At 71.9% G+C, this 26,958-nt stretch carries 18 protein-coding genes; 5 read left to right on the plus strand and 13 right to left on the minus strand.

Features of this window, described 5'->3' with window-relative positions; all coding sequences use genetic code 11:
- Positions 1-77: 77 nt before the first annotated feature.
- The 7 genes from CBF90_RS14665 to CBF90_RS14695 form a co-directional block, all read right to left on the minus strand.
- Positions 78-2,864, minus strand: coding sequence for an alpha-L-rhamnosidase (locus CBF90_RS14665; RefSeq protein ID WP_088380956.1), 2,787 nt, complete (start codon positions 2,862-2,864; stop codon positions 78-80).
- A complete protein-coding gene (locus tag CBF90_RS14670) occupies positions 2,861-4,006 on the minus strand; it encodes a serine hydrolase domain-containing protein (RefSeq protein ID WP_088380957.1) in 1,146 nt (381 codons plus the stop codon). The genes CBF90_RS14665 and CBF90_RS14670 overlap by 4 nt, the downstream gene beginning before the upstream one ends.
- Positions 4,003-6,288 (minus strand): glycoside hydrolase family 3 protein, encoded by a 2,286-nt coding sequence (locus CBF90_RS14675; protein WP_242435696.1) that lies wholly within the window; start codon positions 6,286-6,288, stop codon positions 4,003-4,005. Before CBF90_RS14675 ends, CBF90_RS14670 begins: the two co-directional genes overlap by 4 nt.
- 195 nt (positions 6,289-6,483) lie before the next feature.
- Entirely contained in the window at positions 6,484-7,332 is an 849-nt protein-coding gene (locus CBF90_RS14680; RefSeq protein WP_064956269.1) for an ATP-binding cassette domain-containing protein, read from the minus strand.
- Positions 7,329-9,194: a dipeptide/oligopeptide/nickel ABC transporter permease/ATP-binding protein gene (locus CBF90_RS14685; protein WP_023952565.1), complete on the minus strand. Its 1,866-nt coding sequence runs from the start codon at positions 9,192-9,194 to the stop codon at positions 7,329-7,331. Before CBF90_RS14685 ends, CBF90_RS14680 begins: the two co-directional genes overlap by 4 nt.
- Positions 9,191-10,132 (minus strand): ABC transporter permease, encoded by a 942-nt coding sequence (locus tag CBF90_RS14690; RefSeq protein WP_023952564.1) that lies wholly within the window; start codon positions 10,130-10,132, stop codon positions 9,191-9,193. Before CBF90_RS14690 ends, CBF90_RS14685 begins: the two co-directional genes overlap by 4 nt.
- Positions 10,133-10,199: 67 nt before the next feature.
- Complete coding sequence (locus CBF90_RS14695) at positions 10,200-11,726, minus strand: ABC transporter substrate-binding protein (protein WP_064956267.1); 1,527 nt, start codon at positions 11,724-11,726, stop codon at positions 10,200-10,202.
- 184 nt (positions 11,727-11,910) lie between these two features.
- Here CBF90_RS14695 and CBF90_RS14700 point away from each other — a divergent pair, with 184 nt between their 5' ends.
- The 3 genes from CBF90_RS14700 to CBF90_RS14710 all read left to right on the plus strand — a co-directional run bounded on the left by CBF90_RS14700 (position 11,911) and on the right by CBF90_RS14710 (position 17,971).
- Positions 11,911-12,570 (plus strand): TetR/AcrR family transcriptional regulator, encoded by a 660-nt coding sequence (locus CBF90_RS14700; protein ID WP_023952562.1) that lies wholly within the window; start codon positions 11,911-11,913, stop codon positions 12,568-12,570.
- Positions 12,567-14,990 carry a glycoside hydrolase family 2 TIM barrel-domain containing protein gene (locus CBF90_RS14705; RefSeq protein WP_088380959.1) on the plus strand — a complete coding sequence of 808 codons (2,424 nt, stop codon included), beginning with the start codon at positions 12,567-12,569 and terminating at the stop codon, positions 14,988-14,990. The genes CBF90_RS14700 and CBF90_RS14705 overlap by 4 nt, the downstream gene beginning before the upstream one ends.
- A gap of 104 nt (positions 14,991-15,094) precedes the next feature.
- Entirely contained in the window at positions 15,095-17,971 is a 2,877-nt protein-coding gene (locus CBF90_RS14710) for a rhamnogalacturonan lyase (protein ID WP_197690592.1), read from the plus strand.
- Positions 17,972-18,114: 143 nt separating this feature from the next.
- On the opposite strand, the gene CBF90_RS14715 is transcribed toward CBF90_RS14710, so the two are convergent.
- Both CBF90_RS14715 and CBF90_RS14720 read right to left on the minus strand, forming a co-directional pair.
- Positions 18,115-19,455, minus strand: a complete 1,341-nt coding sequence (locus CBF90_RS14715; protein WP_233494904.1) for an MFS transporter — start codon at positions 19,453-19,455, stop codon at positions 18,115-18,117.
- A gap of 8 nt (positions 19,456-19,463) precedes the next feature.
- Positions 19,464-19,922 carry a MarR family winged helix-turn-helix transcriptional regulator gene (locus tag CBF90_RS14720; RefSeq protein WP_023952558.1) on the minus strand — a complete coding sequence of 153 codons (459 nt, stop codon included), beginning with the start codon at positions 19,920-19,922 and terminating at the stop codon, positions 19,464-19,466.
- A gap of 83 nt (positions 19,923-20,005) precedes the next feature.
- Here CBF90_RS14720 and CBF90_RS14725 point away from each other — a divergent pair, with 83 nt between their 5' ends.
- On the plus strand, positions 20,006-20,851 hold the full coding sequence (locus tag CBF90_RS14725) for an alpha/beta fold hydrolase (RefSeq protein WP_023952556.1): 846 nt from the start codon (positions 20,006-20,008) through the stop codon (positions 20,849-20,851).
- A 22-nt stretch (positions 20,852-20,873) separates the two neighbouring features.
- On the opposite strand, the gene CBF90_RS14730 is transcribed toward CBF90_RS14725, so the two are convergent.
- Positions 20,874-22,289 (minus strand): FtsX-like permease family protein, encoded by a 1,416-nt coding sequence (locus CBF90_RS14730; protein ID WP_088380960.1) that lies wholly within the window; start codon positions 22,287-22,289, stop codon positions 20,874-20,876.
- The gene (locus CBF90_RS14735) at positions 22,286-23,032 is read right to left on the minus strand and encodes an ABC transporter ATP-binding protein (protein ID WP_023952554.1); all 747 of its coding nucleotides are present in this window, start codon (positions 23,030-23,032) and stop codon (positions 22,286-22,288) included. The genes CBF90_RS14730 and CBF90_RS14735 overlap by 4 nt, the downstream gene beginning before the upstream one ends.
- Before the next feature lie 100 nt (positions 23,033-23,132).
- Between CBF90_RS14735 and CBF90_RS14740 the strand changes: the two genes are divergently transcribed.
- Entirely contained in the window at positions 23,133-24,182 is a 1,050-nt protein-coding gene (locus tag CBF90_RS14740; protein WP_088380961.1) for a biotin/lipoate A/B protein ligase family protein, read from the plus strand.
- A 23-nt stretch (positions 24,183-24,205) separates the two neighbouring features.
- Here the strand turns inward: CBF90_RS14740 and CBF90_RS14745 are convergent, their stop codons facing one another.
- Together CBF90_RS14745 and CBF90_RS14750 are read right to left on the minus strand one after the other, a co-directional pair.
- The gene (locus tag CBF90_RS14745) at positions 24,206-25,711 is read right to left on the minus strand and encodes a carboxylesterase/lipase family protein (protein ID WP_088380962.1); all 1,506 of its coding nucleotides are present in this window, start codon (positions 25,709-25,711) and stop codon (positions 24,206-24,208) included.
- Positions 25,708-26,955 (minus strand): N-acetyltransferase, encoded by a 1,248-nt coding sequence (locus CBF90_RS14750; protein ID WP_064956260.1) that lies wholly within the window; start codon positions 26,953-26,955, stop codon positions 25,708-25,710. Before CBF90_RS14750 ends, CBF90_RS14745 begins: the two co-directional genes overlap by 4 nt.
- Positions 26,956-26,958: the final 3 nt, after the last annotated feature.

Raw genomic sequence — 26,958 nt, forward strand, 5'->3', positions numbered from 1 at the left:
GGCGCTCCCGCCGCTCGACGGCCTGAGCGCTTCGCTCGCCGACGTGATCGACGACCCGCGGGCGTACGGCGCGCTGCTCAGCGCGCGGTGGCCTCGCGGATGGCGGAGTCGACCGCCCTGAGGAGGTCGGGCGGGCTGAACATGAGGACCGAGCTCACCGTGCGGCCGGCGCCCCAGCGGGTCTCGTCGCGGACGGCCGGCACCCGGTCGGGGGCGTGCTGCTCGAGCGCGCCGAGCAGCGCGCCGTACGCCCGCGGGTCGTCGATCACGTCGGCGAGCGAAGCGCTCAGGCCGTCGAGCGGCGGGAGCGCCGGCGCGCTCTCAGCTGCGAAACGCCACTCGTGCGTTCCCGAACCGACCTCGGCGCTCAGGCCGCGCAGCCCTGGCAGGTCGACGTCGGCGCGGGTGCTCGGCGGCACGGTCGCCGTCACGACGATCTCCCCGCCGTCGCGGCGCCAGGCCACGCTCGCCTCGCCGTACGGCGTGAGGTGGCGCGCCGAGGCGTGGTCGAGCGAGCGCAGCGGGCGGGGAGCGATCCGGATCCGCCGATAGCCCGGGGCTGCCGGGGCGAGCCCCGCGACCGTGCGGTGCAGCCAGTCGGCGACCGCGCCGAGGGCGTAGTGGTTGAACGACGTCATCTCGCCCGGGTTCACGCTTCCGTCGGGCAGCAGTGAGTCCCAGCGTTCCCAGACGGTCGTCGCGCCCTGCGTGACCGGGTACAGCCACGACGGGCACTCCGTCTGCGTGAGGAGGCGCTCCGCGGCATCCAGCCGTCCTCCCTCGGCGAGGGCGTCCGCCACCAGCGGCGTGCCGACGAATCCGGTGCCGATGCGGTAGCCGCCCTCGCGGACGAGGTCGGCCAGCCGGGAGGCGAGGGCCGCGCGCACCGGCGGGTCGACGACGAGGTCGAACTCGAGCGCCAGGGCGTAGGCGGTCGGGGCATCGCTGACCATCCGGCCGGCGGGGGTGACGTACTCCGCGACGAAGGCCTTCCGGCTGCGCTCCGCGAGGGCTCCGTAGTGAGCGGCGTCCGCGTCGAACCCGAGCAGCCCGGCGGCATCGGCGACCTGCCGCAGCGAGCGGGCGAAGTACGCGCTCGCGACGATGTCGGAGTCCACCTTCGCCTGGCCCGGCTTGTCGGGGGGAGCGGCGGGGTCGAGCCAGTCGCCCAGCTGCATGCGTCCGGCCCACAGCCCGCTGTCGCCGGCGTCGGCGGCCACCGCGTCGACCCACGAGCGCATGCTCGCGTACTGCGCGGCGACGACGTCGCGATCGCCGAAGCGCTCGTGCATCACGGTGGGCACGACCGTCGCGGCGTCGCCCCACGCGGCGGGGCTCACCCCGAACGCCCCGAAGCCCGTGAGGGCAGCGGGGACGACGACGGGCACCGAGCCGCCGCTGCGGCGCTGCTCGTGAGCGAGGTCGCGCAGCCACGACGTCAGGAAGCCGGCGCAGTCGTAGAGGAAGGATGCCGTCGGCGCGAAGACCTGCAGGTCGCCGGTCCAGCCCAGACGCTCGTCGCGCTGCGGACAGTCGGTGGGGATCGAGAGGAAGTTGCCCCGCATGCCCCACACGACGTTCTCGTGCAGCCGGTCGATCAGCGGGTCGGACGCGGCGAACCATCCGGTGCGGGTCATGTCGGTGTGCAGGACGACGGCTTCGATGTCGGCGGGGTCGACGTCGGCACCGGTGATCTCGGCGTACCGGAACCCGTAGAAGGTGAAGCGCGACTCGAGGACGTCGTCGCCGCCCGAGAGGTCGAACGTCGCCGTCGCCGCTGCGTTGCGCAACGGACGCAGCGCCAGCTCGCCGTCCTCGAGCACCTCGGCGTGGCGGATGACGACGCGCTGACCGGCCCGGCCGCGCACGCGCAGCCGCAGCCGCCCGACGAGGTTCTGGCCGAAGTCGAGGATGCGCCCGCCCGACGGCGTGGTGAGCACCTCGGACACCGCAAGCGCCTGGGTGCGGCGAACGGGCGGGGCGATGCGAGCCTCCGGCGTCGGCACGTTCTCGTAACCGGGACGTGCCGACGCGCCGACCCGCGCCGGCGAGAACGCGGTCGCCGTGCGTGCGAGATCCTGGTGCTCGCCCGCGTAGATGCCGGAGTCGACGACGGGTCCGTCGCCCGCGGCCTCCCATCCCGCGCCGGTCGCGGCGAGGGTCTCGGCGGAGCCGTCGTCGTAGGTCACCCGCAGCTGCGCGAGGAACGACGGCTGGTCGCCGTACAGCCGATCGGCGAACGCGAAGAAGCCGTACTTCTCGGTGTACCAGGCGCCCGCGAGGGTCGCGGTCAGCTCGTTCTCGCCGTCGCGGACGAGATCGGTGACATCGACGGTCTCGTGCACGAGACGATCGCGGTAGGCGGTCCAGCCCGGGGCGAGCACCTCGTCCGAGACGGCGACGCCGTTGATCTCGGGCTCTGCCGACCCGAGCGCCGTCCAGAAGAGGATCGCGCGGGCGACGGGCCGGGGCGGCCGGAACCGGGTGCGGACGACGGTGGGCTGGGCGGGACGCTGCGGGGCGGCCAACCCGACGGGCTCGGCGACCCACTCGTCGTCGGCGAGGAAGGCCGCGGTGACGACGAGGTCGTCGCTCCAGGGGGTCATCGTGCCCGAGGCGCCCTCGACGCGGATGCGCACGCGCCTCGCCTCCCCGGGCGCGAGCGGGGCGAACGGCCACGTCACGAGCGCGCTCTCGTCGTGCTCGAGGGCGACCGCACCCGAACCGTCGTCGATCTCGGCGCGTCGCTGCATCCAGTCGGACTCGTCCGTCCGGACGGTCCAGCTCAGCCGCGGTGTCGGGGTGGCGACAAAAGCGGTGTCGTCGCGCAGCTCGGCACGCAGCGTCGCGATCGCGGCGGTCATGCGTCGCCCAGGATGCGGCCGAGCCGAGCGGCCAGCGCCACGGCGCGCGGATCGGCGCCGCCGGGCCAGGGGCCGCGGGCGATCGTCCAGGCGAAGGCGAGCCCCGTCTCGGGGTCCACGCACGCGAGCGCGCCGGCGGCTCCGTCGTGCCCGAACGCGCGCGGGCCGCCGAACGCGAGCTGCTGCGAGGGTTTCTGGAAGACGATGGCGTGTGCGCGGTCGTGCTGGTGGAGCACTTCGTCGTAGCCGCGGACCTGCTGCTGGCCGATCGCGGCGACCGTGTCGGCGCCGAGCACCGGTGCGGCACCGTCGACCCCGGTGACCATGGCCGCGAACAGGCGCGCCAGCCCGCGGGCCGACCCGGTACCGCTGCCGGCCGGATGCCCGTAGCGCCAGCTGCGCGGGGAGTTGGCGAGGTCGAGGCCGCCCGCCGGGGGCGCGAACACCCGTGGCCCGAGCGCGGACGAGGGTCGTTCGGCCGTGTCGGAGACGGGCCGGATCATCGGCAGAACATCGACGCGGCGGTGCTCGAGGTCGGCGGGGAGCCCGAGATGGAAGTCGATCGCGTGCGGCGCGCGGATCTCGGTCTCGTAGAACTCGTGGAGCGTGCGGCCGGTCACGCGGTACACGAGCTCGTCGCCGAGGCTGCCGATCGTGAGGGCGTGGTAGCCGAAGGCGCTGCCGGGGTGCCAGAACGGCGTCGCGTCGGCCAGCCGCGCGGCGGCGGCGTGGTGGTCGAGCAGCTCGTCCCACGTGAGGGGATCGTCGGTCTGGGGGAGGCCGGCCTGATGTGACAGCAGCTGACGGACGGTCACGGCCCCCTTGCCCTTCGCGGCGAACTCGGGCCAGTAGTGCGCGACGCGCTCATCGAGGTCGATCTCGCCGCGTTCGAGGAGCAGGCCGACGGAGAGCCCGATCGTGTTCTTGGTGACCGAGTACGGCACGATGACGGACTCGCCGTTCAGGTGCGGACCGCCCCACGCGTCGAGCACCGTGCGGCCGCGGTGGATCGCCGCGACCTGGAACGACAGGTCGGGATCGGCGGTGAGCAGCCCCTCGAGCTCGGTCACCACCTCGGTCAGGCGATCGTCGGCCCGCCCGTGCAGGACGCCGGTCAGCTCGGTCGTCGGCTCAGTGGTCATGCGGGAACCTCCCACTCGGCGGTGAGCGGGAGCTCGGCCACCGATGCTCCCGTGTGCAGGGTATAGGCGCCGGGCTCGACGACCCAGGCGCCGTCCCAGTGCGCGAGGCGACGCGGGTCGACCGCGATGTCGACCGACACCGTCTGTCCGGCCTCGGCGCGCACGACGGCGAATCCGACGAGCCACCGCACCGGGCGGTCGACGGCGGAGCCGGGCCGCTCGGCGTAGACCTGCACGACCTGCTTGCCGGCGCGATCACCGGTGTTGGTGAGCGTGACCGTGAGCGTGTCGCCGTGGCGCTGCGCGGCATCCCATCGCCAGGTCGTATAGCCGAGCCCGTGTCCGAAGACGAAAGCGGGCTCGACGTCGTCTCGCAGCCAGGCCCGGTAGCCGACGTGGATGCCCTCGGCGTAGCGCAGCACGCCGTCCGAGGGGGTCACCTCGGTGACCGGGACGTCGGCCAGTGCGGCGGGCCAGGTCGTGGGGAGGCGGCCGCCGGGCTCCGCGGCGCCGGTGAGGATGTCGGCGAGGGCGTGGCCGAACTCCTGGCCGCCGAAGTAGCCCTGCAGCACCGCGGCGACGTCGCCGGCCCACGGCAGCACGACGGGGGATCCCGCGTTGACGATGACGATCGTCGGGGTTCCCGTCGCGGCGACGGCCCGCACGAGGTCGTCCTGGCGGCCGGGGAGGTCGAGGTCTGTCCGGTCGTAGCCCTCGGACTCGACCTTGGAGTTCGTGCCCACGACGACGACCGCGATCTCGGCCGCGGCGGCGGCGTCGACCGCGCGGGCGATCAGCTCGTCGGGATCGGTGCGCTCGGGGGCGATGCCGAGGGTGGCGGAGAACGCGCCGGCGATCGCGCCGTCCCCCGCCCGCGCGAACTCCACCCGGATGTCGACGGGCGTACCGGCCGTCACGGTCACCGGCGCGGTGAGCGAAGGCGGGTTGAGGAACGCGGCGCCGAGGTCGGTGCCCGTCAGCACGGGGGCGTCGTCGAGACGCAGCTCGCCGTCGACGAAGAGGCGGCCCGGGTTCGCCCCGGCGAAGCCGAGCTCGATCTCGCCGGACTCGGCCGGGGTGAGCCGTGTCTCGTAGACGATCGTCGCGCTCTCGCCGATGGGGGCGTCGCCGCCGAACCACACGAGGGCGGTCGAGCGGCGGTCCTCGGCGAAGATCTCGCCGCCGGCGGCGTCGAGGAAGCTCACGCGCATGCCGGGCTCTCCGGTCACGGGGTTCGTCAGCTGCGACAGCGGCAGCTCGGCGACGCCCTCCTGCACGACGGCGCCGATCTCGAAGCGCACCTCGGCACCGGGCAGGGCTTCGCGCAGAGCGTCGAGCGGCGACACCACCCGCGCGGGCACGACCGTCGCCGACCCGCCACCCTGCGTCCGGGCGTCGCGGGCGTTCTGGCCGACGACCGCGACGCGGCGAAGCGGCGTGGCGTCGAGGGGCAGGAGGCCGTCGTTGCGCAGCAGCACGGTTCCGGCGACCGCCGCCTCCCGCGCGAACGCGACGCCGTCGACCGGGGCCGTCTCGCTCGGCGCGCCGTCGCCCAGGGCACCGACCCGCTCGGCGAGCAGCAGGATGCGCAGCACCTTGCGGTCGAGGTCGGTCTCGTCGACGCGCCCGTCGCGCACGGCGGCGACGAGGTCGGCGTACGCCGGCGCCGGTCCCGGCATGGCGAGGTCCTGTGCCGCGGGCACGGCGCCGAGGGATCGCACCGCGGTCCAGTCGCTGATGACGACGCCGTCGAAGCCCCACTCGGTGTTCAGCGGCGTCTCGAGGAGGGCGTTCTCGGTCATCGTGACGCCGTCGACGGAGTTGTACGAGCTCATGAGGGCCCAGGCGCCGGCATCCGTGACCGTCCGTTCGAAGGGGGCGAGGTAGAGCTCGCGCAGGGTGCGCTCGTCCACCTGCACGTCGACGGTGAAGCGGTCGGTCTCGGAGTCGTTGGCGACGTAGTGCTTGGGCGTCGCGGCGACCCCGTTGTCCTGCAGGCCGCGCACGTAGGCGGCGCCGAGCTCGCCGGTGAGCTCGGGGTCCTCCGACAGGCACTCGAAGTGCCGTCCGCCGAGCGGGGTGCGGTGCAGGTTGATGGTGGGTCCGAGCACGACGTCGACGCCCTTGCGGCGGGCCTCGGATGCCGAGGCGGCGCCGTAGCGGTAGGCGAGGTCGGCGTCCCACGATGCCGCCAGCGCGGAGCCCGAGGGCAGGTTCAGCGAGGGATCGCGTTCGTCCCAGCGGGGGCCGCGCACACCCGCGGGTCCGTCCGAGAGGGTCATCGCCCGCAGCCCGATCGCCGGCAGCGGCACCGTCGTCCAGAAGTCGGCGCCCTGGACGAGGGCGGCCTTGTCCTCGAGGGTGAGCTGGTCGAGCAGGGGACGGAGGTGGTCGGTGGACGCGGTCACGGGAACTCCAAGCGAGAGGGGGTGAGGGGGTGGATGCCGGGGCGCCGGAACGGGAGCCCCGGCATCCGTTCAGGCTGCGCCGCGCGCGGCCTCGGACGCGAGGAACGCGCGTCGGGCGGCGCGGCGCTCCTCCTGCCGGTCGGGGTCGGGCACGGGGGCCGCCATGAACAGGCGCTGCGTGTACGGGTGCTCCGGCCGGGAGGTGACCTGGTCGGCGTCGCCCGACTCGACGATCTCGCCGCGGTACATCACCGCGACGCGGTGGCTGACATGGCGGACGACGGCCAGGTCGTGCGTGACGAACAGGTAGGCCACGCCGGTGCGCTCCTGGATCTCGATGAACAGGTCGAGCACGCGCGCCTGCGTCGACAGGTCGAGCGCTGAGACCGGCTCGTCGCACACGATCAGGCGCGGACGCAGCGCGAGCGCGCGCGCGATCGCGACGCGCTGACGCTGGCCCCCCGAGAACTCGCGGGGGAGGCGACTGCGCGCATCGCCGGGCAGGCCGACCTGGTCGAGCAGCTCGCGCACCCGGTCGCGGGCCTCACGAGCGCCGACACCGGCCGCGGTGAGGGGCTCGGTCAGGATCTGCTCGATCGTCATCGACGGGTTCAGCGACGAGTACGGATCTTGGAAGACGACCTGGATGTCGGCGCTGAGGGGGCGCCGTTCGCGCCGGGTCAGGTGCGAGATGTCGCGGCCGTCGAAGATGATCGAGCCCTCGGTGACGGGTGCCAGGCCGAGCGCCGCGCGCCCGAGCGTGGTCTTGCCCGAGCCGGATTCGCCCACGAGGCCCACGGTCTCGCCCGGCAGGATGTCGAGCGAGACCCCCTTGAGGGCGCGGAACGGCTCGGCGCGGAATCCCTTGCCGGGGTACTCGACGACGAGGTCGGAGACCTCGAGCAGCGGAGCGGTCATGCGCTCGCTCCCTTCGTGACCAGCGCCGGGCGGGCGGGACCCTCGTCGAGGATCGCGTCCAGCAGCGCTCGGGTGTACGGATGACGTGCGTCGCGGAAGATCGAGCGCACGGGGCCCTGCTCGACGAAGCGGCCGTTCTGCATCACGGTGACGCGGTCGCACAGGTCTGCGACGACGCCGAAGTTGTGCGTCACGAGCAGCATCGCCATGTGACGCTCGGCCTGGAGGTCGCGGAGCAGGTCGAGCACCTCGGCCTGCACGGTGACGTCGAGGGCGGTCGTCGGCTCGTCGGCGACGATGAGGTCGGGATCGGTCGAGACCGCGCCGGCGATCAGCACGCGCTGCGCCATGCCGCCCGAGACCTCGAACGGGTAGGCATCGAACGTCCGCTTCGGCTGCGGGATCCCGACGCGGGCGAGCAGGTCGAGCGATCGCTCGGTCGCCTCCTTCTTCGACAGCCCGAGCGTCGCGCGCAGCGGCTCGACGAGCTGGCTTCCGATCGTGAAGGCGGGGTCGAGGTTGCTCATCGGCTCCTGCGGGATGTAGCCGATGCGCTTGCCGCGCACTCCCGCGTACACCCGGTCGGAGGCGTCGGCGAGCTCGGTGCCCTCGTAGGTGATCGAGCCGCCGGTCACCCGGCCGCCGCGGGGGAGGAGGCCCAGCACGCCGAAGGCGGTCTGCGTCTTGCCCGAGCCGGATTCGCCGATCAGTCCGTGCACCTCGCCCCGGCGGATGTCGAGCGAGACGCCGTGCACCACCTCGATGTGCGAGCCGTCGGGCTGGTCGTAGCCGACGCGCAGGTCGCGGATCTGCAGCACGCGCTCGGTCGCCTTGCTGCGTGCGTCCTCGGGATGGACGATGACGTCGGAGCCCTCGACGACGGGCAGCTCGTCGAGGTCTTCGATGGGCTCACCGCCGCCGGTCGACACCGAGGTGGTGACGGCGGCGACCGAGCCGGTGGCGGTGGTCACCGCACGGCGGCGCTTGCGCCGGACGGTGACGGTGCGCTCGAGCTCGTCGCGCATGACGTTGGCCAGGAGAGTGAGAGCGATGCAGGTCAGGGCGATCGCGAGCGAGGGCCAGATCATCAGGACGGGCGTCTTGTAGATGTTCTTGAAGCCGTCGGTCAGCATCGATCCCCACGTCGGGACGTTGACGTCGCCGAGGCCGAGGAACTCCAGGCCCGACTGGATGGCCAGGGCGATGCCGGAGATGATCGCGCCCTGGATGATGATCGGCGCCCGCACCACCGCGAGCACGTGGCGTCCGATGATGCGGCCGTCGCCGAGCCCCGAGACCCGGGCGGCATCCACGTACAGCTCGCCGCGCACCGCGGTGACGGCGGCGTACACGAGTCGGAAGAACGCCGGGGCGAGCAGGATGCCGAAGATCAGCATCGAGATCCACACCGACGGGCCGAGCACGGCGCGTGCCGCGAGCAGCACCACGATGCCGGGCAGGGCCATGTTCAGCTCGGTCACCCAGGTGGCGACGGTGTTGAACCAGCCCTGGTAGTAACCGGCGATGAGTCCGCTGACGACGCCGAGCACGACGGCCACGACGACCGCGATGAGAGCGGCGGCGACGCTCGTCTGGGTGGCTGCGAGCAGGCGCGACAGCACGTCGCGGCCGCTCCCGTCGGTGCCGAGGAGGTGCGCGGCGCTCGGCGGGGCGAGGATGCTGCGGATGTCGGCGAAGTTCGGGTCCTGCGGCGCGATCACCGGGCCGATGACCGCGACGACGGCGACCAGCAGCAGGAACAGCGCCGAGACGACTCCGAGGGGCTTCTTCAGCAGCCGGCGGAACAGACTCACCCGCACGGGGGCGATGGGGACGGCGGGAGGGACGTCGACGGCGGTCATGACAGTCTCACCTTCGGGTTCAGAGCGGCCTGGGCGAGGTCGATCAGGAGGTTCACGATGACGACGATGATCGCGAACGCGATCACGAGGCCCATGACGACGGGGACGTCGCCGAGGGTGGTGGAGCGGACGCTCAGCTGGCCCATGCCGGGGATGGCGAAGATCTGCTCGACGACGACCGCGCCGCCGAGAAGACCGACGAACTGCACGGCCAGGACGGCCAGCGCCGGGCCGCCCGCGTTGCGCAGGACGTGCTTGTAGATGACCGAGCGCATGCCGAGGCCCCGCGAGCGGAGGGTGCGGACGTAGTCGCGCGACATCGCGTCGATGACCGAGCCGCGCACCTGAGCGGCGACCGTCGCGATCGCCCCCAGCGAGAGGGCGACCACGGGCAGGGTTACCGAGGCGAGCCAGCCCGTCGGTGACGTGGTGATGGGCACGTAACCGGTCGCCTTGAACCATCCGAGGTTGATGGCGAAGACGAGCACGAGGAGCAGGGCGATGAGGAAGCCCGGCACGGCGAAGCCGACGAGCGAGAGGAACTGCACGGCCCCGTCGACGATGCCGCCGCGGCGTGCCGCGAGAACGCCGAGGACGACGGCGAGGACGGCGGAGACGATCGTCGCGCCCAGCACCAGCGAGAGGGTGACGGCGAGGCGCCCGCTGACGCTCACCGAGACGAGTTCGCCGGTGAACCAGCTGCGTCCGAGGTTGCCGGTCAGTGCGGAGGCGACCCAGTCGCCGTACTGGACGAGCAGCGGGCGGTTCAGACCGAGCTCCTCGGTCTTCTTCGCGACGGTCTCGGCGGTCGCGTTCTCGCCGAGGATGCGGCGGGCGATGTCGCCGCCGCCGGCGTACAGCAGGACGAACGCGAGGAACGAGATCACCGCGATCAGCACGACGCCCGAGAGCAGGCGGCGCAGGATGAATGTGAGCATGATGCCTTCCCGAAGGTGGAACCCTCGGACCGGGCGCTGGAGAGTCGCCCGGTCCGAGGGAGTCTGATCAGTTCTTCGGCGAGAAGTCGAAGATCGACGGGTAGGCGTTGGTGGGCCAGAACTCGAGGTTCGTGTTCGCGTCGGTCGCGAACGTGCCCTGCACCCGGAAGAACGGCGCGAACCACGCCTGGTCGACGAGGTACTTGTTGAGGTCCTTGAGAGCCTGGTCCGACTCGTCCGGGGTGCCGAACTGCACGGTCTCGATGTAGCCGTCGACCGTCGGGTCCTGGTACTTGAAGGGGTTGAACGTCGCGTCGGGGCCGACCATGAAGTTGATCAGCTGCCAGTCGGGGTTCTGCTCCAGCGCCATCCAGGTCGCGGGGTACTTCGGCGCCAGCATGTCGGTGATGAAGTTGCCGGTGCCGGGGTCGGTGTAGTTGACGGTGATCCCGATGTCGGACAGCTGCTGGGCGACGAGGTCGAAGGTGGTCTGGAAGGCCGGGGTCGACATCATGTTGAGCGTGAACCCGTCGGGGTAGCCCGCCTCGGCGAGGAGGTCCTTCGCGGCATCCGGGTCGTACGGGTAGGTGCTGTCGAGCGCGGCGTCGTACGCGACGGAGGTCTCGGGGAACACCTGCTCGGTGACGGTGCCGTATCCGCTCTGCAGCGACGCCAGCAGCGCCTCGCGGTCGAAGGCCATGTTGATCGCCTGGCGGACCTTGACGTCGGCGAGCTCGGGGGCCATCGTGCCGGCGCGGTCCAGCAGCAGCAGACCCTGGAAGTCGAGCTCGTTCGACTCGATCGTCCAGCCGGCGCCTTCGACCTCGGAGATCGTGTTGTTGTCGGCGATCTTCGCGCCGTTCGCCTCGCCCGCGCGGATCGCGTTGACGGTGGCGGTGACGTCCTCGAGGACGTTGATCGTGAGGTTGTCGTACTTGACGGCGTCCGCGTTCCAGTAGTCGGGGTTCGCGGTGTAGTTGTACGTGGTCCCGGTGACCGACGAGGCGGTGTCGAGGATGTACGCGCCCGAGCCGATGGGGTCGGTCGCGGAGTCGGGGTCGTCGAACGTCGACGGGGCCTGGATCAGGCCCGGGGCGATCGAGAGCAGGTTGATCAGCGAGGGGTCGGGCGCCTGCTGCGTGATCGTCACCGTCGTCGCGTCGACGGCGGCGAACTCCTTGCCGGCGAGGGTCGCAGCCTGCGGGGCGGTGCCGTCGCGGAAGTGCTCGAGGCTCGCGACGACCGCCGCGGCGTCGAGGTCGGTGCCGTCGGTGAACTTCACGCCCTCGCGGAGCGTCAGGGTCAGCACCGTGTTGTCGTCGTTGTACGACCACTCGGTGGCGAGCCACGGCTGCGTCTCACCGGAAGAGTCCTTCGACAGGAGGGTGTCGAACACGGCCTGGAAGAAGGGGCTGCGGTTGCCCCATTCCGCGCCCTGGCCGATGTCGTAACTCGTGGGAGCGGCGATCGCCGTGAGGGTGAGCCGGTCGGCGCGACCGCTGTCACCGCCGGATCCGTCGTCGGTCCCCGCGCACCCCGCCAGGGCGAGTGCGGCGACGACCGTGAGGGCTGCTGTGGCCTTCCATCGGAACATCTTTGGTCCTTTTTCTCGGGAGAGGCGATACCCCGGTGGATCGCCCTGGCGCTGGACGCTAGCACCAAATCCGAGCGGTGACTAGATTTTTGAGACGAATTTCTATCGATCGCTAGGTTTTCGTTATCCGAGCGGGCAGACTGGCCTCCGTTCGCCGACGAGGGCGACGACGGACAGATGGACGATGATGACGACGACCGACACGACGGCGCCCGAGCGCCGTCGACGGCGAGGCACGTACGCGAAGACCGAGGCCACCCGCCAGGCGATCCTGGATGCCGCTCTCGAGGTGTTCTCGCAGTCCGGCTACCGTGCGGGATCGCTCCGTGACATCGCGACGCGCGTGGGCATGAGCGAGGCCGGGCTGCTGCACCACTTCCGCAACAAGAGCGCCCTGCTCGAGGCCGTGCTCGAGGAGCGCGACGCCCGCGCCCGCGCACTGGTGCCCATCGAGTCGGAGGACGGCACCGATGTCCTCCGCGGGCTCATCGAACTCGCCTCGCACAACGCCTCGACGCCTGGCGTCGTCGAGCTCTACACGACGCTGTCGGCCGAGGCGACGGCATCCGATCATCCGGCGCACGGCTACTTCGTCCGTCGGTACGAGTACACCCGCGGCAACATCGAACGGTCGTTCCGGGTCCTGCGCGACGAGGGGCGCCTCCGGCACGGGATGACGCCTCGTCGCGCGGCGATCATGGCCGTGGCCCTCATGGACGGCCTGCAGGTGCAGTGGCTGCTCGACCGCGACGCGCTGGACATGGCCGCGGAGCTGCAGGCCATGTTCGCGAGCTTCGTCGACATCGAGTGGTCGCCCCGAACCCGAGAAGAGCCGTCGTCGTGATCCGCGTCCCGCTGCACGACGGGTGGACGGTCGGCCCCAAGCTCGGTCCGTTCGAGACCCCGGCCGACGGGCCGGGTCCCGTCGCCGTGACCCTGCCGCACGATGCGGTGCGCGATCTGCCACGCTCGCCCGACGAACCGCAGGGCGTGCACACCGGATACACCCCGGGCGGCGTCTTCGAGTACGCGCGGTTGCTCGACGTGCCCGGCGACTGGCGTTCGCGCACCGTCGTCCTCGAGTTCGAGGGCGTCTACCGCGACGCCGTCGTGTTCGTGAACGGCGCGTTCGCCGCGCATCAGGCGGGCGGCTACGCCGGGTTCTCGGTCGTGCTCGACCCCTTCCTCGAGTTCGGCGCCGTCAACCGCATCAGCGTCGAGGCGCGGGCGCATCGCGATTCGCGCTGGTACTCCGGGGCGGGGATCTACCGCCCGGTGCATCTCGTCGTGGCCGATCCCGTGCACATCCCGCTCGACGGCGTGCGGGTCGAGACACCCGACATCGACGACGAGCGCGCGGTCGTCGCCGTCGCGACGGAGGTCGCGAACACGACGCGGCACACCGTGACGACCCGGGTGAGCTGGCAGGTCGCGGCGCCCGACGGAACGGTGGTCGCGAGTGCGCATTCGCCCGTCACGGTCCTGCCGGGCGAGCGCGCCGTGGCCCGGGCGCGGGTGACGGTCGAGGCGCCGATGCGCTGGGATGTCGAGACGCCCGACCTGTACCGGGTGCGCAGCACGCTCGCCTCCGCCGACGGCGCGCTGCTCGACGAGGATGTCACCGACTTCGGCATCCGCTCGCTCCAGCTCGATCCGCGCCACGGCCTCCGTCTGAACGGGCGCTCGATCGACCTGCGCGGCGCTTGCGTTCACCACGACAACGGCATGCTCGGAGCGGCCACCGAGCCCGCCGCCGAGGACCGGCGCGTCCGGCTGCTCAAGCGGGCGGGTTTCACCGCGCTGCGCAGCGCACACAATCCGATGAGTCGCGCGATGCTCGCGGCATGCGACCGGCACGGGATGCTCGTCATGGACGAGCTGACCGACGCCTGGACGCGCCCGAAGGCCCCGTTCGACGCGACGATCACGTTCGCCGAGCACTGGCGCGACGACATCGCCTCGCTCGTCGCGAAGGACCGCAACCACCCGAGCGTCGTGATGTACTCGATCGGCAACGAGATCCTCGAGCTCGCCACGCCGCTGGGCGCGACCTGGAGCCGGCGGCTCGCCGAGCAGGTGCGAGAGCTCGACCCGACGCGATTCGTCACGAACGGGATCAACGGCATCATCGCGAACCTCGACCGCATGGCCGAAGCCCGCGAGCAGATGCCCGACGCCAACACGATGATGGCGGGGATGGGTGAGCAGATGGGGCTCATGAACGCCTCGCCGCTCGTGAGCGCGTCGATCGAGGAGTCGGCAGCGGTGCTCGACGTGGTCGGGTTCAACTACGCCGACTCGCGCTACCGGCAGGACGCCCTCGACCATCCGAATCGCATCATCGTCGGTTCCGAGACCTTCCCCGAGCGCATCGACGTGATGTGGGAGCTCGTGCGCGAGCTGCCGCACGTCATCGGCGACTTCACGTGGACGGGCTGGGACTACCTCGGCGAGGCCGGCATCGGTCGCGTCGACTACACCGACGAGCCCGGCTACACGCCCACCGGCACGGCCGGTCCCTATCCCTACCGGCTGGCCGGCTGCGGCGACCTCGACATCACCGGGCTCCGCCGGCCGATCTCGTACTACCGCGAGATCGTCTACGGGCTGCGCCGCGACCCCTACATCGCCGTGCACCGCCCGCAGCATCACGGGCGGCCGACGGCGACGACGCCGTGGTCGTGGACCGACACGGTGTCGTCGTGGTCGTGGGATGCGGCATCCGGTGCCCCCGTGACCGTGGACGTCTACGCGGATGCCGACGAGGTCGAGCTGTTCGTCGACGACGAGAGCGTGGGCGCCGAGCCGGTCGGCCGCGAGAAGGCGTTCCTCGCTCGCTTCGAGACCCGGTACCGCCCGGGCCGCCTCGTCGCCGTGGCTCGCCGCGGCGGTGCCGAGATCGGGCGGCACGCTCTCGTCAGCGCGGGCCCGGCCTCGCTGGTCGCACGTCTGGAAGACGCCGCCGTGCACCACGACGGTCTCGCATTCGTCGCGGTGACGCTCGAGGACGACGACGGAGTCGTGGTCTGCGCCCGCGACGTTCCGGTGACGGTCGAGGTGGCCGGCGCCGGAGTGCTGGCGGGCATCGGGTCGGGGCGTACCGACAGCGAGGAGTCGTTCGCCGGTCCCGTCTTCACGACGTTCGACGGCCGGCTGCTCGCGGTGGTGAAGCCCTCCGGTACCGGCACGGTCGCCGTCACGGCCTCCGCCCCCGGCTACGCCCCCGCATCCCTGGTGTTCGAGGTGGCGCCCGCCGCGTTGTGAGCCGCGAGGGATGCGGGGGATGAGAGAGAACTCATCGGGGCGAGGAGCGTCGTCGCCTAGGCTCGTCGGAATCCAGGAAAGCGTATTCCGATGGGATCCATTCGATGAAGAACAGACTCCGCTCCACGCTGCTCGCGGGCCTCACCGCGGGAACGCTCGCCGCCGCGACCCTCACCGCCGGAGGCGTCGCGACGCTCCCGGCCGCGGGCGCGCAGGAGCCACCGGCCGCCCCCGTGCCCCGGCTCGAGACCCTCGACCGGGGCCTCGTCGCGGTGCCGACGAGCGAGGGCGTCTTCCTCAGCTGGCGCCTCCTCGCGGGCGAGGCCAGCGGTGCCGGCGAGACCGGCCTCACCGGCACCGACTTCGTCGTCTACCGCGATGACGCGCCGATCGCCACCGTCACCGACAGCACGAACTACCGCGACGACGCCGGCACGGCGGCATCCGTCTACCGCGTGGCGCCGGTCACGGCGGGCGTCGAGACGGCGGCGAGCGACGCCGCGATCCCGATGCAAGACGGCTTCCTCGACATCGCGCTGCAGCGGCCCGAAGGCGGGGTGACTCCGGCAGGCGAGGAGTACACCTACTCGGCGAACGACGTCTCGGTCGGCGACGTCGACGGCGACGGGCGCTACGAATTCGTCGTGAAGTGGGACCCCTCGAACTCCAAAGACGTCTCGCAGGTCGGGTACACCGGCGGGGTCTACATCGACACCTACAGCCTCGAGGGACGCCTGCTGAACCGGCTCGACCTCGGTCCCAACATCCGGGCCGGCGCGCATTACACGCAGTTCCTCGTCTACGACTTCGACGGCGACGGACGGTCGGAGACGATGCTCAAGACCGCGCCGGGGACGAAGTCGATCACCTACGCCGACGACGGCTCGGTGGCGTCGGAGCAGTACATCACGATGCCGGGCGAGGATGTCGCCGCGGGCTACGCCCACACCGACGACTACCGCATGAGCGCCGCCGACTACGCCGATCACCTCGTCGAGGTGTTCCGCGGGTGGTCCACGCGCGACGAGGTCGTGTCGGGCCGGTGGCCGGCCACGCTCGAGGAGGCCTTCGGCATCGAGCCGCGCTACGACTACCCGCTGTCGGATGCCGACGCCCGCGCCCTCGTCGATCACTTCATCGACGTGTACGCGCCGAGCCGAAGCGCCCGCAACGCTCTGCGGAACTTCGAGGGCTTCATCCTCGACGGGCCCGAGTACCTCACCGTCTTCGACGGCGAGAGCGGAGCCGAGCTGCAGACCGTGCGCTACGAGCCGGACCGCGGCGATGACGGCCTGCTGTGGGGCGACTACGCGATGTCGCGCATCGAGCCCGGAAACCGGGTCGACCGGTTCCTGGCGGGCGTCGCCTACCTCGACGGCGAGCGTCCGTCGGCGGTCTTCGCCCGCGGCTACTACACGCGCACGACGATCGCGACCTACGACTGGGACGGCGAGAACCTCGTCAAGCGCTGGTTCGTCGACAGCGGGCACGCGCCGATGACCAACCCGTTCAACGACGGCCCGCACGGGGTCGACGGCACCGACCCCGTGTACGGCACGATCACGACGCAGGGCTTCCACAGCCTCTCGGCGGCGGATGTCGACGGCGACGGCCGCCACGAGATCGTCTACGGATCGGCGACGCTGGATGACGACGGAAGCCTCCTCTACAGCTCGTTCGCCGAGATGCCCGAGGGATCGGCGACCCCGGGAGAGATGGCGCGTCTCGGTCACGGCGACGCGATGCACGTCGCCGACATCGACCCGTCGCGCCCGGGCCTCGAGATCTTCACCGTGCACGAGGGCGGAGCGTATGCGCCCTACGGCACGGCGCTGCGGGATGCGGCCACCGGCGAGGTCGTCTTCGGCGCCTACTCGGGTCGCGACACCGGGCGCGGGATGATCGGCGACGTCCGCCCCGACGTCCCCGGCATGGAGGTCTGGTCGAGCATGCCCGGCGGGACGGATGCCTCGGGCCTGCTGACCGCCCAGGGCGAGGTGCTCTCGGCGGCGACTCCCGGCACGAACGCCTCGATTCGCTGGGCCGGCGATCTCACGACGCAGATCGTGAACGGCAGCGGCGACGTCGCCCCGACGATCGACGACTGGGCGCGCGGCACCGTGCTGACGGCATCCGGAGCCCTCGCCAACAACGGCACGAAGGGAAACCCCGGCCTCGTCGCCGACGTGCTGGGCGACTGGCGCGAAGAGCTGGTCGTACGGACGGCGGACTCGTCGGCGCTGCGGCTGTACGTCTCGACCGAGGTGACCGAGCACAAGCTGTATACGCTCATGCACGATCCGCAGTACCGCGCCGAGGTCGCCCGTCAGCAGACGACCTACAACCAGCCGAGCTACACCGGGTTCCACCTCGCCTCCGGCATGGACTTCGCCGGTGTGCCGCTGCGGCCCGCCCCCGCGCCCGTGGCGGCTCCCGGCATCGGGGTCGACTCGGCCGGCGTCAACGTCACGTGGGCGACGACGGATCCCGGCGCCCCGGCCACCGGCTTCGCCGTCACGCTCCGCTCGGCGGCGGGTGAGACCGTCGCCCAGCAGGTCGGGGCCGAGGCTCGCTCCGCGCGGTTCGCGGCGGTGCCGCCGGGGGAGTGGACCGCGACCGTCACCCCCGCGGGAACCTTCGGCCAGGCGGCACCGTCACAGCCGTCGGCGACGGCTACGGTGCGAGCGGGGCAGCCGGTGCCGCTGCGCGTGAGCGCGCGGTCGCAGTGCGTGAACGGGGCGGTGCACGTCGCGGTCCACGCCGCGAACGAGGCTGAGGGTGCGATCGACGTGCGGCTGGCCGCGGTCGGCGGTGAGCACGCGCAGCAGAAGGTCGCCGCGGGCGACGCGGCGTACCGGCTCTTCGACGCGGGCCGTGACTCGCTCGTGCCCGGATCGGCGACCGTGACGGCGTATCAGTGGCTCGACGGAGTCGGCTACCACGCCACCTACGACGTGCCCTACTTCGCCCGGATGTGCTGAGGCGGCCCGCTCGGACGTGATGCCCTGATACATCTGCAGGACCGGAGAGACGGGTGGGGCTGGTGACGCGGCGCGAACGCTCACCAGCCCCACCCGTCCGACGGATGTATCGGGTTCGGGCGCGGATCGGCGCCGGCGGGGCCTCAGCGCATGCGGTGGGGGCGCTCGGCGGCTGCGTCGGGCAGCGGGATGGGCGTCGTTCCGGCGACCTCGTCGCTGAACTCCTCGGGCGCGACGACCGAGATCGGGCGCGTCTCGTCGAGCGAGAGCGCGAACCGGCGCGAGCTCGAGCGGTGGACGCGTCCGGAGACGAGCATCCATGTCACCCCGACGCCGAACGCGACCAGGGCGGCGACGGCACCGAGACCGATGGCCGCGCGCGGCCCGAACTGGTCGGCGACCCATCCGACGATCGGGGCGCCGATGGGGGTGCCGCCCATGAGGATCGCCATGTACAGCGCGAGCACACGGCCGCGCAGGGCCGGGTCGGTCGTCGTCTGCACGTAGCCGTTGGCCGTGGTCAGGGTGGTCACGACCGCGAAGCCCGTGAACATCAGCGTCACCGCGTACAGCCAGTAATCCGGCATGAAGGCCGACACCGCGGCGGCCACGGCGAAGAGTCCCGCGCCGAGGATCACGACGCGGATGCGCGCCCGCTCACGACGGGCCGCCATCAGGGCGCCGGCGAGGGACCCGATCGCCAGGATCGAGCTGAGGAGGCCGTACCCGTCGGCGTCGCGCCCGAACTCGATCGCCATCGTCGACGCGAAGATCGGGAAGTTCATGCCGAAGGCGCCGAGGAGGAACACCATCGCGAAAGTGACCATGAGGTCGGGGCGCCCGCGAACGTACCGGAAGCCGTCGGCGAGGCGAGCCGCGCCCGGCGAGGTCACGCGCGGGATGAGCTCGCCCGGCCGGATGAGGAAGAGCGCGACGATCATCGCGAGGAACGTCGCCGCGTTGATGAAGAAGACCCAGCCGGTGCCGACCGCGACGATGACGATGCCCGCAGCTGCGGGGCCGATCATGCGCGCACCGTTGAAGGATGCCGCGTTGAGCGCGACGGCGTTGGCCGCGATCTCGCGCGCGACGATGTCGGAGACGAACGCCTGACGTGCCGGATTGTCGAAGGCCGAGATCATGCCGAGCGTGAACGCGAAGACGTACATGAGCGGAAGCGTCATGACACCCGTGAGCAGGAGCGTGCCGATGATCAGCCCGACGAGCATGAGCGAGCTCTGCGTGACCACGAGCAGACGGCGCCGGTCGAAACGGTCGGCGACCCACCCGGTGACGCCGACGAGCAGGAGCGGCGGCGCGAACTGCAGCGCCATCGTGACGCCCATCGCTCCCGCGTCGTTGTCGGTGAGGCCGGTGAGGACGACCCAGCTCAGCGCCGTGGCCTGCATCCACGCGCCGACGTTCGACACGAGGGCGCCGAAGAACCACACCCGGTAGTTGAACACCGAGAAGGAGCGGAACATCGCAGAGCTCATCGGTCGGCCACCGCCCGCATGATGACGGCGGCGGCGGCCAGAGTCTCACGGTCGGCCGGTTCGAGCTCTTCCAGCGCGTGCTCGAGCCAGGAGTCGCGACGGCGGGTCGTCTCGATCACGACGGTGCGGCCCTCGTCGGTGAGGGCGATGTTGACCTTGCGACGGTCGCCGTCGTCGGGCGTCCGTGTCAGGTAGCCGAGCTCTTCGAGGTGGTTGACGGTGCGGTTCATCGACGGCGCCGATACGCGCTCGCGGTCCGCCAGCTCGCCGAGCGTGTGCGGACCGTGCACGTGCAGGTTCGCGAGCACGGCGTACTGCCCGTCGCTCATCGAATCGACGGCGCGCTGCGCGCGGAGTCGCCGTGCGAGGCGGAAGGTCGCCATGCGGAGGTCGGTCGCGTCGTGCGCGAGATCGATGGCGGACGGCGGGGCGGAGGCGGGGGAGGAGGTGCTCATCTGTGATGTTTAGCTTAGCTCATTAGTCTTGCTAACGGTCTGTGGTGTCCGGAATGCGACGGCCGAAAACGTAGACTCGCCGCATGCCCGAGTTCACCGACGCGCACGGGGTCGCGATCGTCTACGACATCCATCCCGCGCAGGGTGCGCAGCGGGCGGTCGTGCAGCTGCTGCACGGCGTCGGCGAGCACGCGGGCCGTTACGCCGAGCTGGCCGAGGTGCTCACCGCCGCCGGCTTCACCGTCTACGCCGACGACCACCGCGGCCATGGACGCACCGGCATCCGGCAGCACGGTGACCCGAGCAAGCTCGGCAAGCTCGGCCGGGGCGGACTGCACGCCGCGCGCGACGCGTGCGCCGAGCTGACCCGCATCATCGAGCGCGACCATCCCGGGGCGCCCATCGTGCTCCTCGGCCACTCGTGGGGATCGTTCCTCGCGCAGATGCTCTTCGACGACCGGCCGGACGCCTACGCCGGACTCGTGCTCTCGGGGTCGGCGCTGCGCTGGCCCGGATCGCTCAACTCCGGCGACCTGAACGCGCCGTGGAAGGCGCCCGGCGCGAACGGCGTCGAGTGGCTGAGCACGGATGTCGCCGTGCAGCAGAGCTTCCTCGACGACCCACTGACCACGACGACAGCGCTGCCCCGACTGTTCGGCCCCGTCGAGACGCTCAAGCTCATCGGCCGGCCGCGTCGCGACCTCGGGGTCGACGTCCCGGTCCTGCTCATGGTCGGGCGCGACGACACCGTCGGCGGCCCGCGGAGCGTCCACCGTCTCGCCGACGCATACCGCACGCGTTCGGGTCTGACGGACGTGACCACACTCGTGTACCCGGGTGCCCGCCACGAGATCTTCAACGAGGCGGTGCGGGGCGACGTGCAGGCCGATCTGCTCGCGTGGCTCGACGCTCGCTTCCCGCGGGGCTGAGCCGGGGAAGCGAGCGTCGGGGTCACCGGGCGGGGCCGCGCAGGATCGCCGTGACGAGCGGGCGCGACGCGAGGAGCGCCAGCGCGACCGCGCCGAAGCCCGCGACGAAGGTCGCCGCGATGACGGCCATCGTGAGCGGCGCCACGACCAGGCTGATCCCCACGATCGGGAGGGCCAGCGCCACCCCGACGACGGCCCCGCCGGCGGCCGCCCAGCGCAGGGGCAGCATCACGGTGATGCGACGTGCCCGGGCGAGCTCGGCGGGTTCCATGCCGAGACGGTCGAGGCCCACGATGAGCTCGCGGTCGTCGAGCACCGACGCCGCCTGACTGACGCCCACCGAGGCGGCGAGCAGGATGAAGCCCGCGCCCAGCGTGACGAGGACGCCGGTGCGGATGTCGGCGAACAGCGTCATCCCGGGCTCGTCGCCGGCGATCTCGGTCAGCGCCATTCCGCTGCCGCCGACGACCGCGATGAACGAGATCATCGCGATGCTCGACACGCGGCGCCACGCGGTGGGGGCGTGTGCAGCGAGCTCGCGGCCGGCGATGAGCTGAGCAGCCGTCCGGGCTCGGCGCGCCATCGATCGTCCGCGCGCCGCGACGATCGGAGTCCCGATGAGGTTGACCAGCGCGAGGGCGCCGGCGAACAGGGCCAGCAGCACCACGATCGACGCAGCGGGGGCCAGGACTGCGCTGACGCTGCTGAACTGGGCCACGATGGTGCCGACGGCGACGATCGCGATCGCGGAGATCACGAGGGTCCGGGTGCGTCGCGGCGGCGCCTCGGTGCGGCGGCGCACGCCGAGAGGGGTCAGCCGCACGCGACGCAGGCTCGCCGCCGCGCTCACGGTGGCGATGAGACCGACCCCGATGACGACGACGAGGACGATCGGCCACCCCGCCCACACCGCGGCGGCGCCGACGGGCCCGCCGAAGAAGGGGAGCAGCCCGACCAGGGGCAACGCGACGCCGTAGGCGGCGGCGCCGACGACGGCACCGGCGAACGCGACGACGGATGCCTCGCCCACCGCCATCGCTCCGACCTCCGTGTTCGTGGCCCCGAGGAGCCGCAGCGTCGAGAGGCGGTCGTTGCGGCGGCGGCTCGACAGGCGGGCGGCGGCAGCCCCGAGGGTCGCCGTCGGGACGGCGAGGAGGATGAGCGCCAGGACGCTGAGCACGCCGTAGAGGAAGGCCATCTCGCCCGCACGCGGGTCGGTGAGGAACATGCGCGTGCCGCCCGCGACGATCAGCATGAGCATCGTCGTCACGGCGAACGCCGTCAGCGGCAGGACGATCGCCGCCGACCCCTGCCGCGCCGGCCGGGCGAGCAGGATCGTCAGAGCTGCGACGCGGCCGATGCCGCCCGGCGCCTCGGAGGCGTGCGCGAGCGGAGCGGGAGGCTGCGGGAGCGAACCGGTCGCGACGACGGCGCTCATCGGGTCGCCCCGGTGGCGGCCGCGCCCGCACGCGCGGGGCCGGCAGACGAGTCGACGATGCGCCCGTCGCGCATCCGGAGGACGCGGTCGCAGCGGCGCGCGACCTCCGCGTCGTGCGTGACGACGACGAGGCTGCGTCCCTGACCGGTCGTGGCGTGCAGCAGCGCGTCGAGCACCTCCGCCGAGGTGGTGGAGTCGAGGGCTCCGGTCGGCTCGTCGGCGAACACGACGGGAGCGCCGGTCACCTGAGCCCGGGCGATGGCGACGCGCTGCGCCTGTCCGCCCGAGAGCTCGCCGATGCGACGGTTCTCCATGCCCGCGAGTCCCAGCGCGCCCAGCCACGCCGCGGCGTGGGCCTCGGCGGCCGCGCGGGCCGTGCCCACGAGAAGCAGCGGCAGCGCGGCGTTCTCGACGGCGGTGAGCTCGGGAAGCAGCAGGTGGTCCTGGAAGACGAAGCCGAGGCTGCTGCGCCGGACCGCGGACCGGTCGGCATCGGGCATCCCGACGAGCTCGCGCGGCGCCGTACCGGGAGCGGTGAGGCGGACGGAGCCGGCATCGGGCGCGATGATCGCGGCGAGGCAGTGCAGGAGCGTCGTCTTTCCCGACCCCGATGCGCCCATGATCGCGACGGCCTCGCCGGCGCGGACGGTCAGGTCCACGCGGTCGAGCGCGGTGAGCGGCCCGTAGCGCTTCACGAGCCCGCGGGCTTCGAGGACGGGGGCGGAGTCGATGGTGGGGTTCATGTCATCCACTCTTCCGAGCGGGGCCCGCGCCGTCGTCCGTCGCGAGGTGTAACGGCATCCATCGGGCGACCGATCCTCCGCCCGGTCCTAGGCTGGACGCATGCACGGCGAATACAAGGTCCCCGGAGGAAAGCTGGTCGTCGTCGACCTCGAGGTGCGCGACGGCCGCATCGCCGATTTCCACCTGGCGGGCGACTTCTTCCTCGAGCCCGACGACGCGCTCGCCGACATCGACGCGGCCGTGACGGGCCTGCCCGAGGAATCGGATGTCGCCACCATCGCGGCCGCCGTGCGTTCGGCGCTGCCCGACGGCGCGCAACTGCTCGGCTTCACTCCCGAGTCGGTCGGCACCGCGGTTCGCCGCGCGATGATCACCGCCCCGGGCTGGCGCGAGTTCGACTGGGAGGTCGTCCACGACCGCGCCGTGTCGCCGAGCATGAACCTCGCGCTCGACGAGGTCCTCACCACCCGCGTCGGCGACGGCCGCCGCAACCCCACCCTGCGCATCTGGGAGTGGAACGAATCGGCCGTCGTTATCGGGTCGTTCCAGTCGTACCGCAACGAGGTCGACCCCGAGGGTGCCGCGAAGCACGGCTTCGACGTCGTGCGCCGCATCTCCGGCGGCGGCGCGATGATGATGGCGGCGAACTCGATCGTGACGTACTCGCTGTACGTGCCGGCATCCCTCGTCGCCGGGCTGACCTTCGCCGACTCGTACGCCTTCCTCGACGATTGGGTGCTCGAGGCCCTCCGCTCGCTCGGCATCGAGGCGACGTACCAGCCGCTCAACGACATCGCCTCGCCTGCGGGCAAGATCGGCGGCGCCGCGCAGAAGCGTCTCGCCAACGGCGGGGTGCTCCACCACGCCACCCTGTCGTACGACATGGACGGGCAGGTGCTCACCGAGGTGCTGCGCATCGGCCGCGAGAAGCTCAGCGACAAGGGCACCGTCTCGGCCGCCAAGCGCGTCGATCCGCTGCGCAGCCAGACGGGTCTGCCGCGCGACGCGATCATCGAGCGGTTCATCGAGGTGTTCTCGAAGCGCTACGGCGCGGTTCCCGGCACGATCTCGGACGAGGAGTACGCCGAGGCCGAGGCCCTCGTCGAGTCGAAGTTCGCGACGGACGCCTGGCTGAAGCGCGTTCCCTAAGCCGCGGGATCGTCGACACCCCGTCAACCGACGAGCGCTCGCACCGAGGCGTAACCGTCGGCCACGACCGTCGGCACCGACGGCGCGGCGCCGAACATGCGCGTCGTCCGCTCGTCCGGCGTCCATCGCGGCCAGCCCGGATCGCCGGTCCGGACGAACGACACGGCGGCGCCGTGCATCGCGTCGGCCAGCTCCTGCGGCGGCTGTGGCCCCGCGAGCTTCGCGACGCCGTCGGCGCCCAAGACGTCCCACCAGAACGGCACATCGAGGCAGTGCAGCGCCCAGCGCTTGGTCGGCGAGGGCCAGCTGAATCGGTAGGCCCACGTCGAAGAACCGCCACGGGCCCGGGCGACGAGGGGCACGGTGTCGCGGAAGATGCGGTCGGTGGCGTAGCGGCCGAGGAATGCGGCGGTGCCGAGTCGTCGCTGCGTACGGTTGTCGCGGATGTAGCGCCAGCGCATCGCATGGCCGACCCCGAGTGCGGCAAGCGCCAGCGCCGGCGGGACGAGACGCAGCGGGCCGGCGACCCCGTCGGTGATCATCGTGAACTCGTCGTCCGTCGTGCCGAGCACGAGCGGCTTGTCCGCGCCGACGCCGGCAGCGAGCGCATCGAGGGTCGGGCGCGGGATGAGCTCGCCGTCGACGACCGGTCCCCACGTGAGCCCGTCGGCGAGCCGCGAGCGCACCGAGGCGATGATGCTGCCGTGCCGCTCCGATTCCAGCGCTTGCTGCGCCCCGAGCACCGTGAGCTCGTCCACGCCGGCGAACGCCTCGCGGGTCGGGGCGATCCCGAGGCGCGCCGCGAGCCGGCCGGTCGCCGTCGCCGCCCGGGCGGGCGGCACGTTCGTCAGGGCCGCAGAGATGGACAGCACGCGATGGAACAAGTGCTGTGCATCGGGCATCCCGAGCAGAGTGAGCACCGCGCCGCCGCCGGCGGACTGCCCGGCGATCGTCACGTCATCGGGGTTTCCTCCGAACACGGCGACGTTCGCCCGCACCCATTCGAGGGCGGCGATCCAGTCGCGCACGGCGCGGTTGGTCGGGGCGCCGGGGAGGAGGCCGAAGCCGTCGAAGCCGAGGCGGTACGAGACCGTGACCACGACGATGCCCGCCCGCGCGAACGAGCCGCCGTCGTACCAGGGGCTCGCGGGGGAGCCCTGCACGAAACCGCCGCCGTGGATGTACACGAGAACCGGATGCCGTGCGCCGGTGCCCGCCTCGCCAGACGAGTCCGGCGCGAACACGTTGACCGACAGGGTGTCGTCGCCGGGGATCGACGGCTCGGGGATGAGGGTGTCGCCGTGGTCACCGCGCTGCGGCGTCGGTCCGTAGACGGTCGCGTCGCGGACGCCGTCCCACGGCTCGACGGGCACGGGCTCGCCGAAGCGCCGCGCGCCGGTCGGCGGCTGCGCGTACGGGATGCCGAGGAAGACGAGGCTTCCGTCGGGGCGACGCGTGCCGCGCACGCGGCCGGCCGCGGTGGCGCGAACGAGGTTCCCGCCACCGCTTTCCCCCGCTGCGGCGCTCATCGCGTCCTCCGGGCGCGACGCATCAGCCGGGGGCGGGTTCGGGCGCCGAGCTCCTGCCGGCCGGCGGGGATGAGATACGCCAAGCGGACGATGAGGATGACAGCTGTCAGGACGACCCATGCGGTGTCGCGCCCGGTCAGCGCCTGCAGTGGCGCGGCGGCGACCGGGGCCGCGGCTGTGACCACCGCGAGCGCGTAGAACACGATGTTGCGTCGGTACCGGCCGCTGATCGAGAACGGTGACACCTCGTACGCGAGGACGAGGACGGCGACGACGATCGCGGTCGCGAGGGAGAGCCCGGCGTTGTCGGAGGCGTCGGCGAACACGGCCGGCAGCACCAGGACGAGGGGATAGACCCCGCCGAACTCGAGCAGAAGATTGCCCCACTTCATATGCAGGCCGAACTGATCGTCCTGCAGGCGCGACAACGAGCCCGACGCGTTCGCGTAGACCTGCGTGGCTCCCAGAGTCAGGATCGTGGCGACCAGCAGGAAGATCCGCAGCGCTTCGGAGAAGTCGGTGATCGTCAGCGAGAAGCCGAGCAGGAAGGTGAGTGCCGCCAGGACGGCGCCCGCCTCACCCGTGCTGACGGACGTCTCGTCGGCGCGCAGGCCGGGTCGGTCCTCGACCTCGAAGGTCGAGACCTCGAAGAACGTCCCCTGCACGCTCTTGATGACGCTGGTCACGGCGTTCGCGTCGGCGCTCAGCAGATCGAACAGGTGATCGGTCGCCGCCACCGGGACGAGGACGCGGTCGTCGGGATCGGCGACCAGCTGCCGGCTCTTCAGCTGGAAGTAGAGACGGTCCTTGCTCGGACCGAAGTAGGCGTGGATGCCGCGCGATCCGACGAAGCCGCTCCGGGTCAGCAGGTCGATCATCGCGACGTTCCTGGGGCTGGTCACCGTCGTGGCCGAGGGCCGCGGCGACATCCCCTTCACCGTGTCGGAGAAGTGCCGGACGAGCCGCGCTCCGATCCCGGCGCGCTGGTGGTCGGGATGAACGGCCAACGCGGCGAGGTAGACGTGCTCGGGGCCGAGTCGTTCGGTCTGCAGCATCCCCACCACGGAGTCGCCGATGACGGCGAGCGTGATCTGTTCACCCGCCAAGGCGCTCTCGAGCTCGCCCGGGTGAGCGGGCTCGACGTCGTCGCGCCCGGGCGGGAAACACAGCCTGTCGAGTTCCCGGACAGCGGGAAGATCATCGGGACCCGCGGGGCGGAGAGAGACGGAGACGGTCGCAGACACAGT

Origin of the sequence: Microbacterium sp. AISO3 (assembly GCF_002204305.1) — a bacterium.
In the GTDB taxonomy this organism is placed as follows: Bacteria; Actinomycetota; Actinomycetes; order Actinomycetales; family Microbacteriaceae; genus Microbacterium; species Microbacterium arborescens.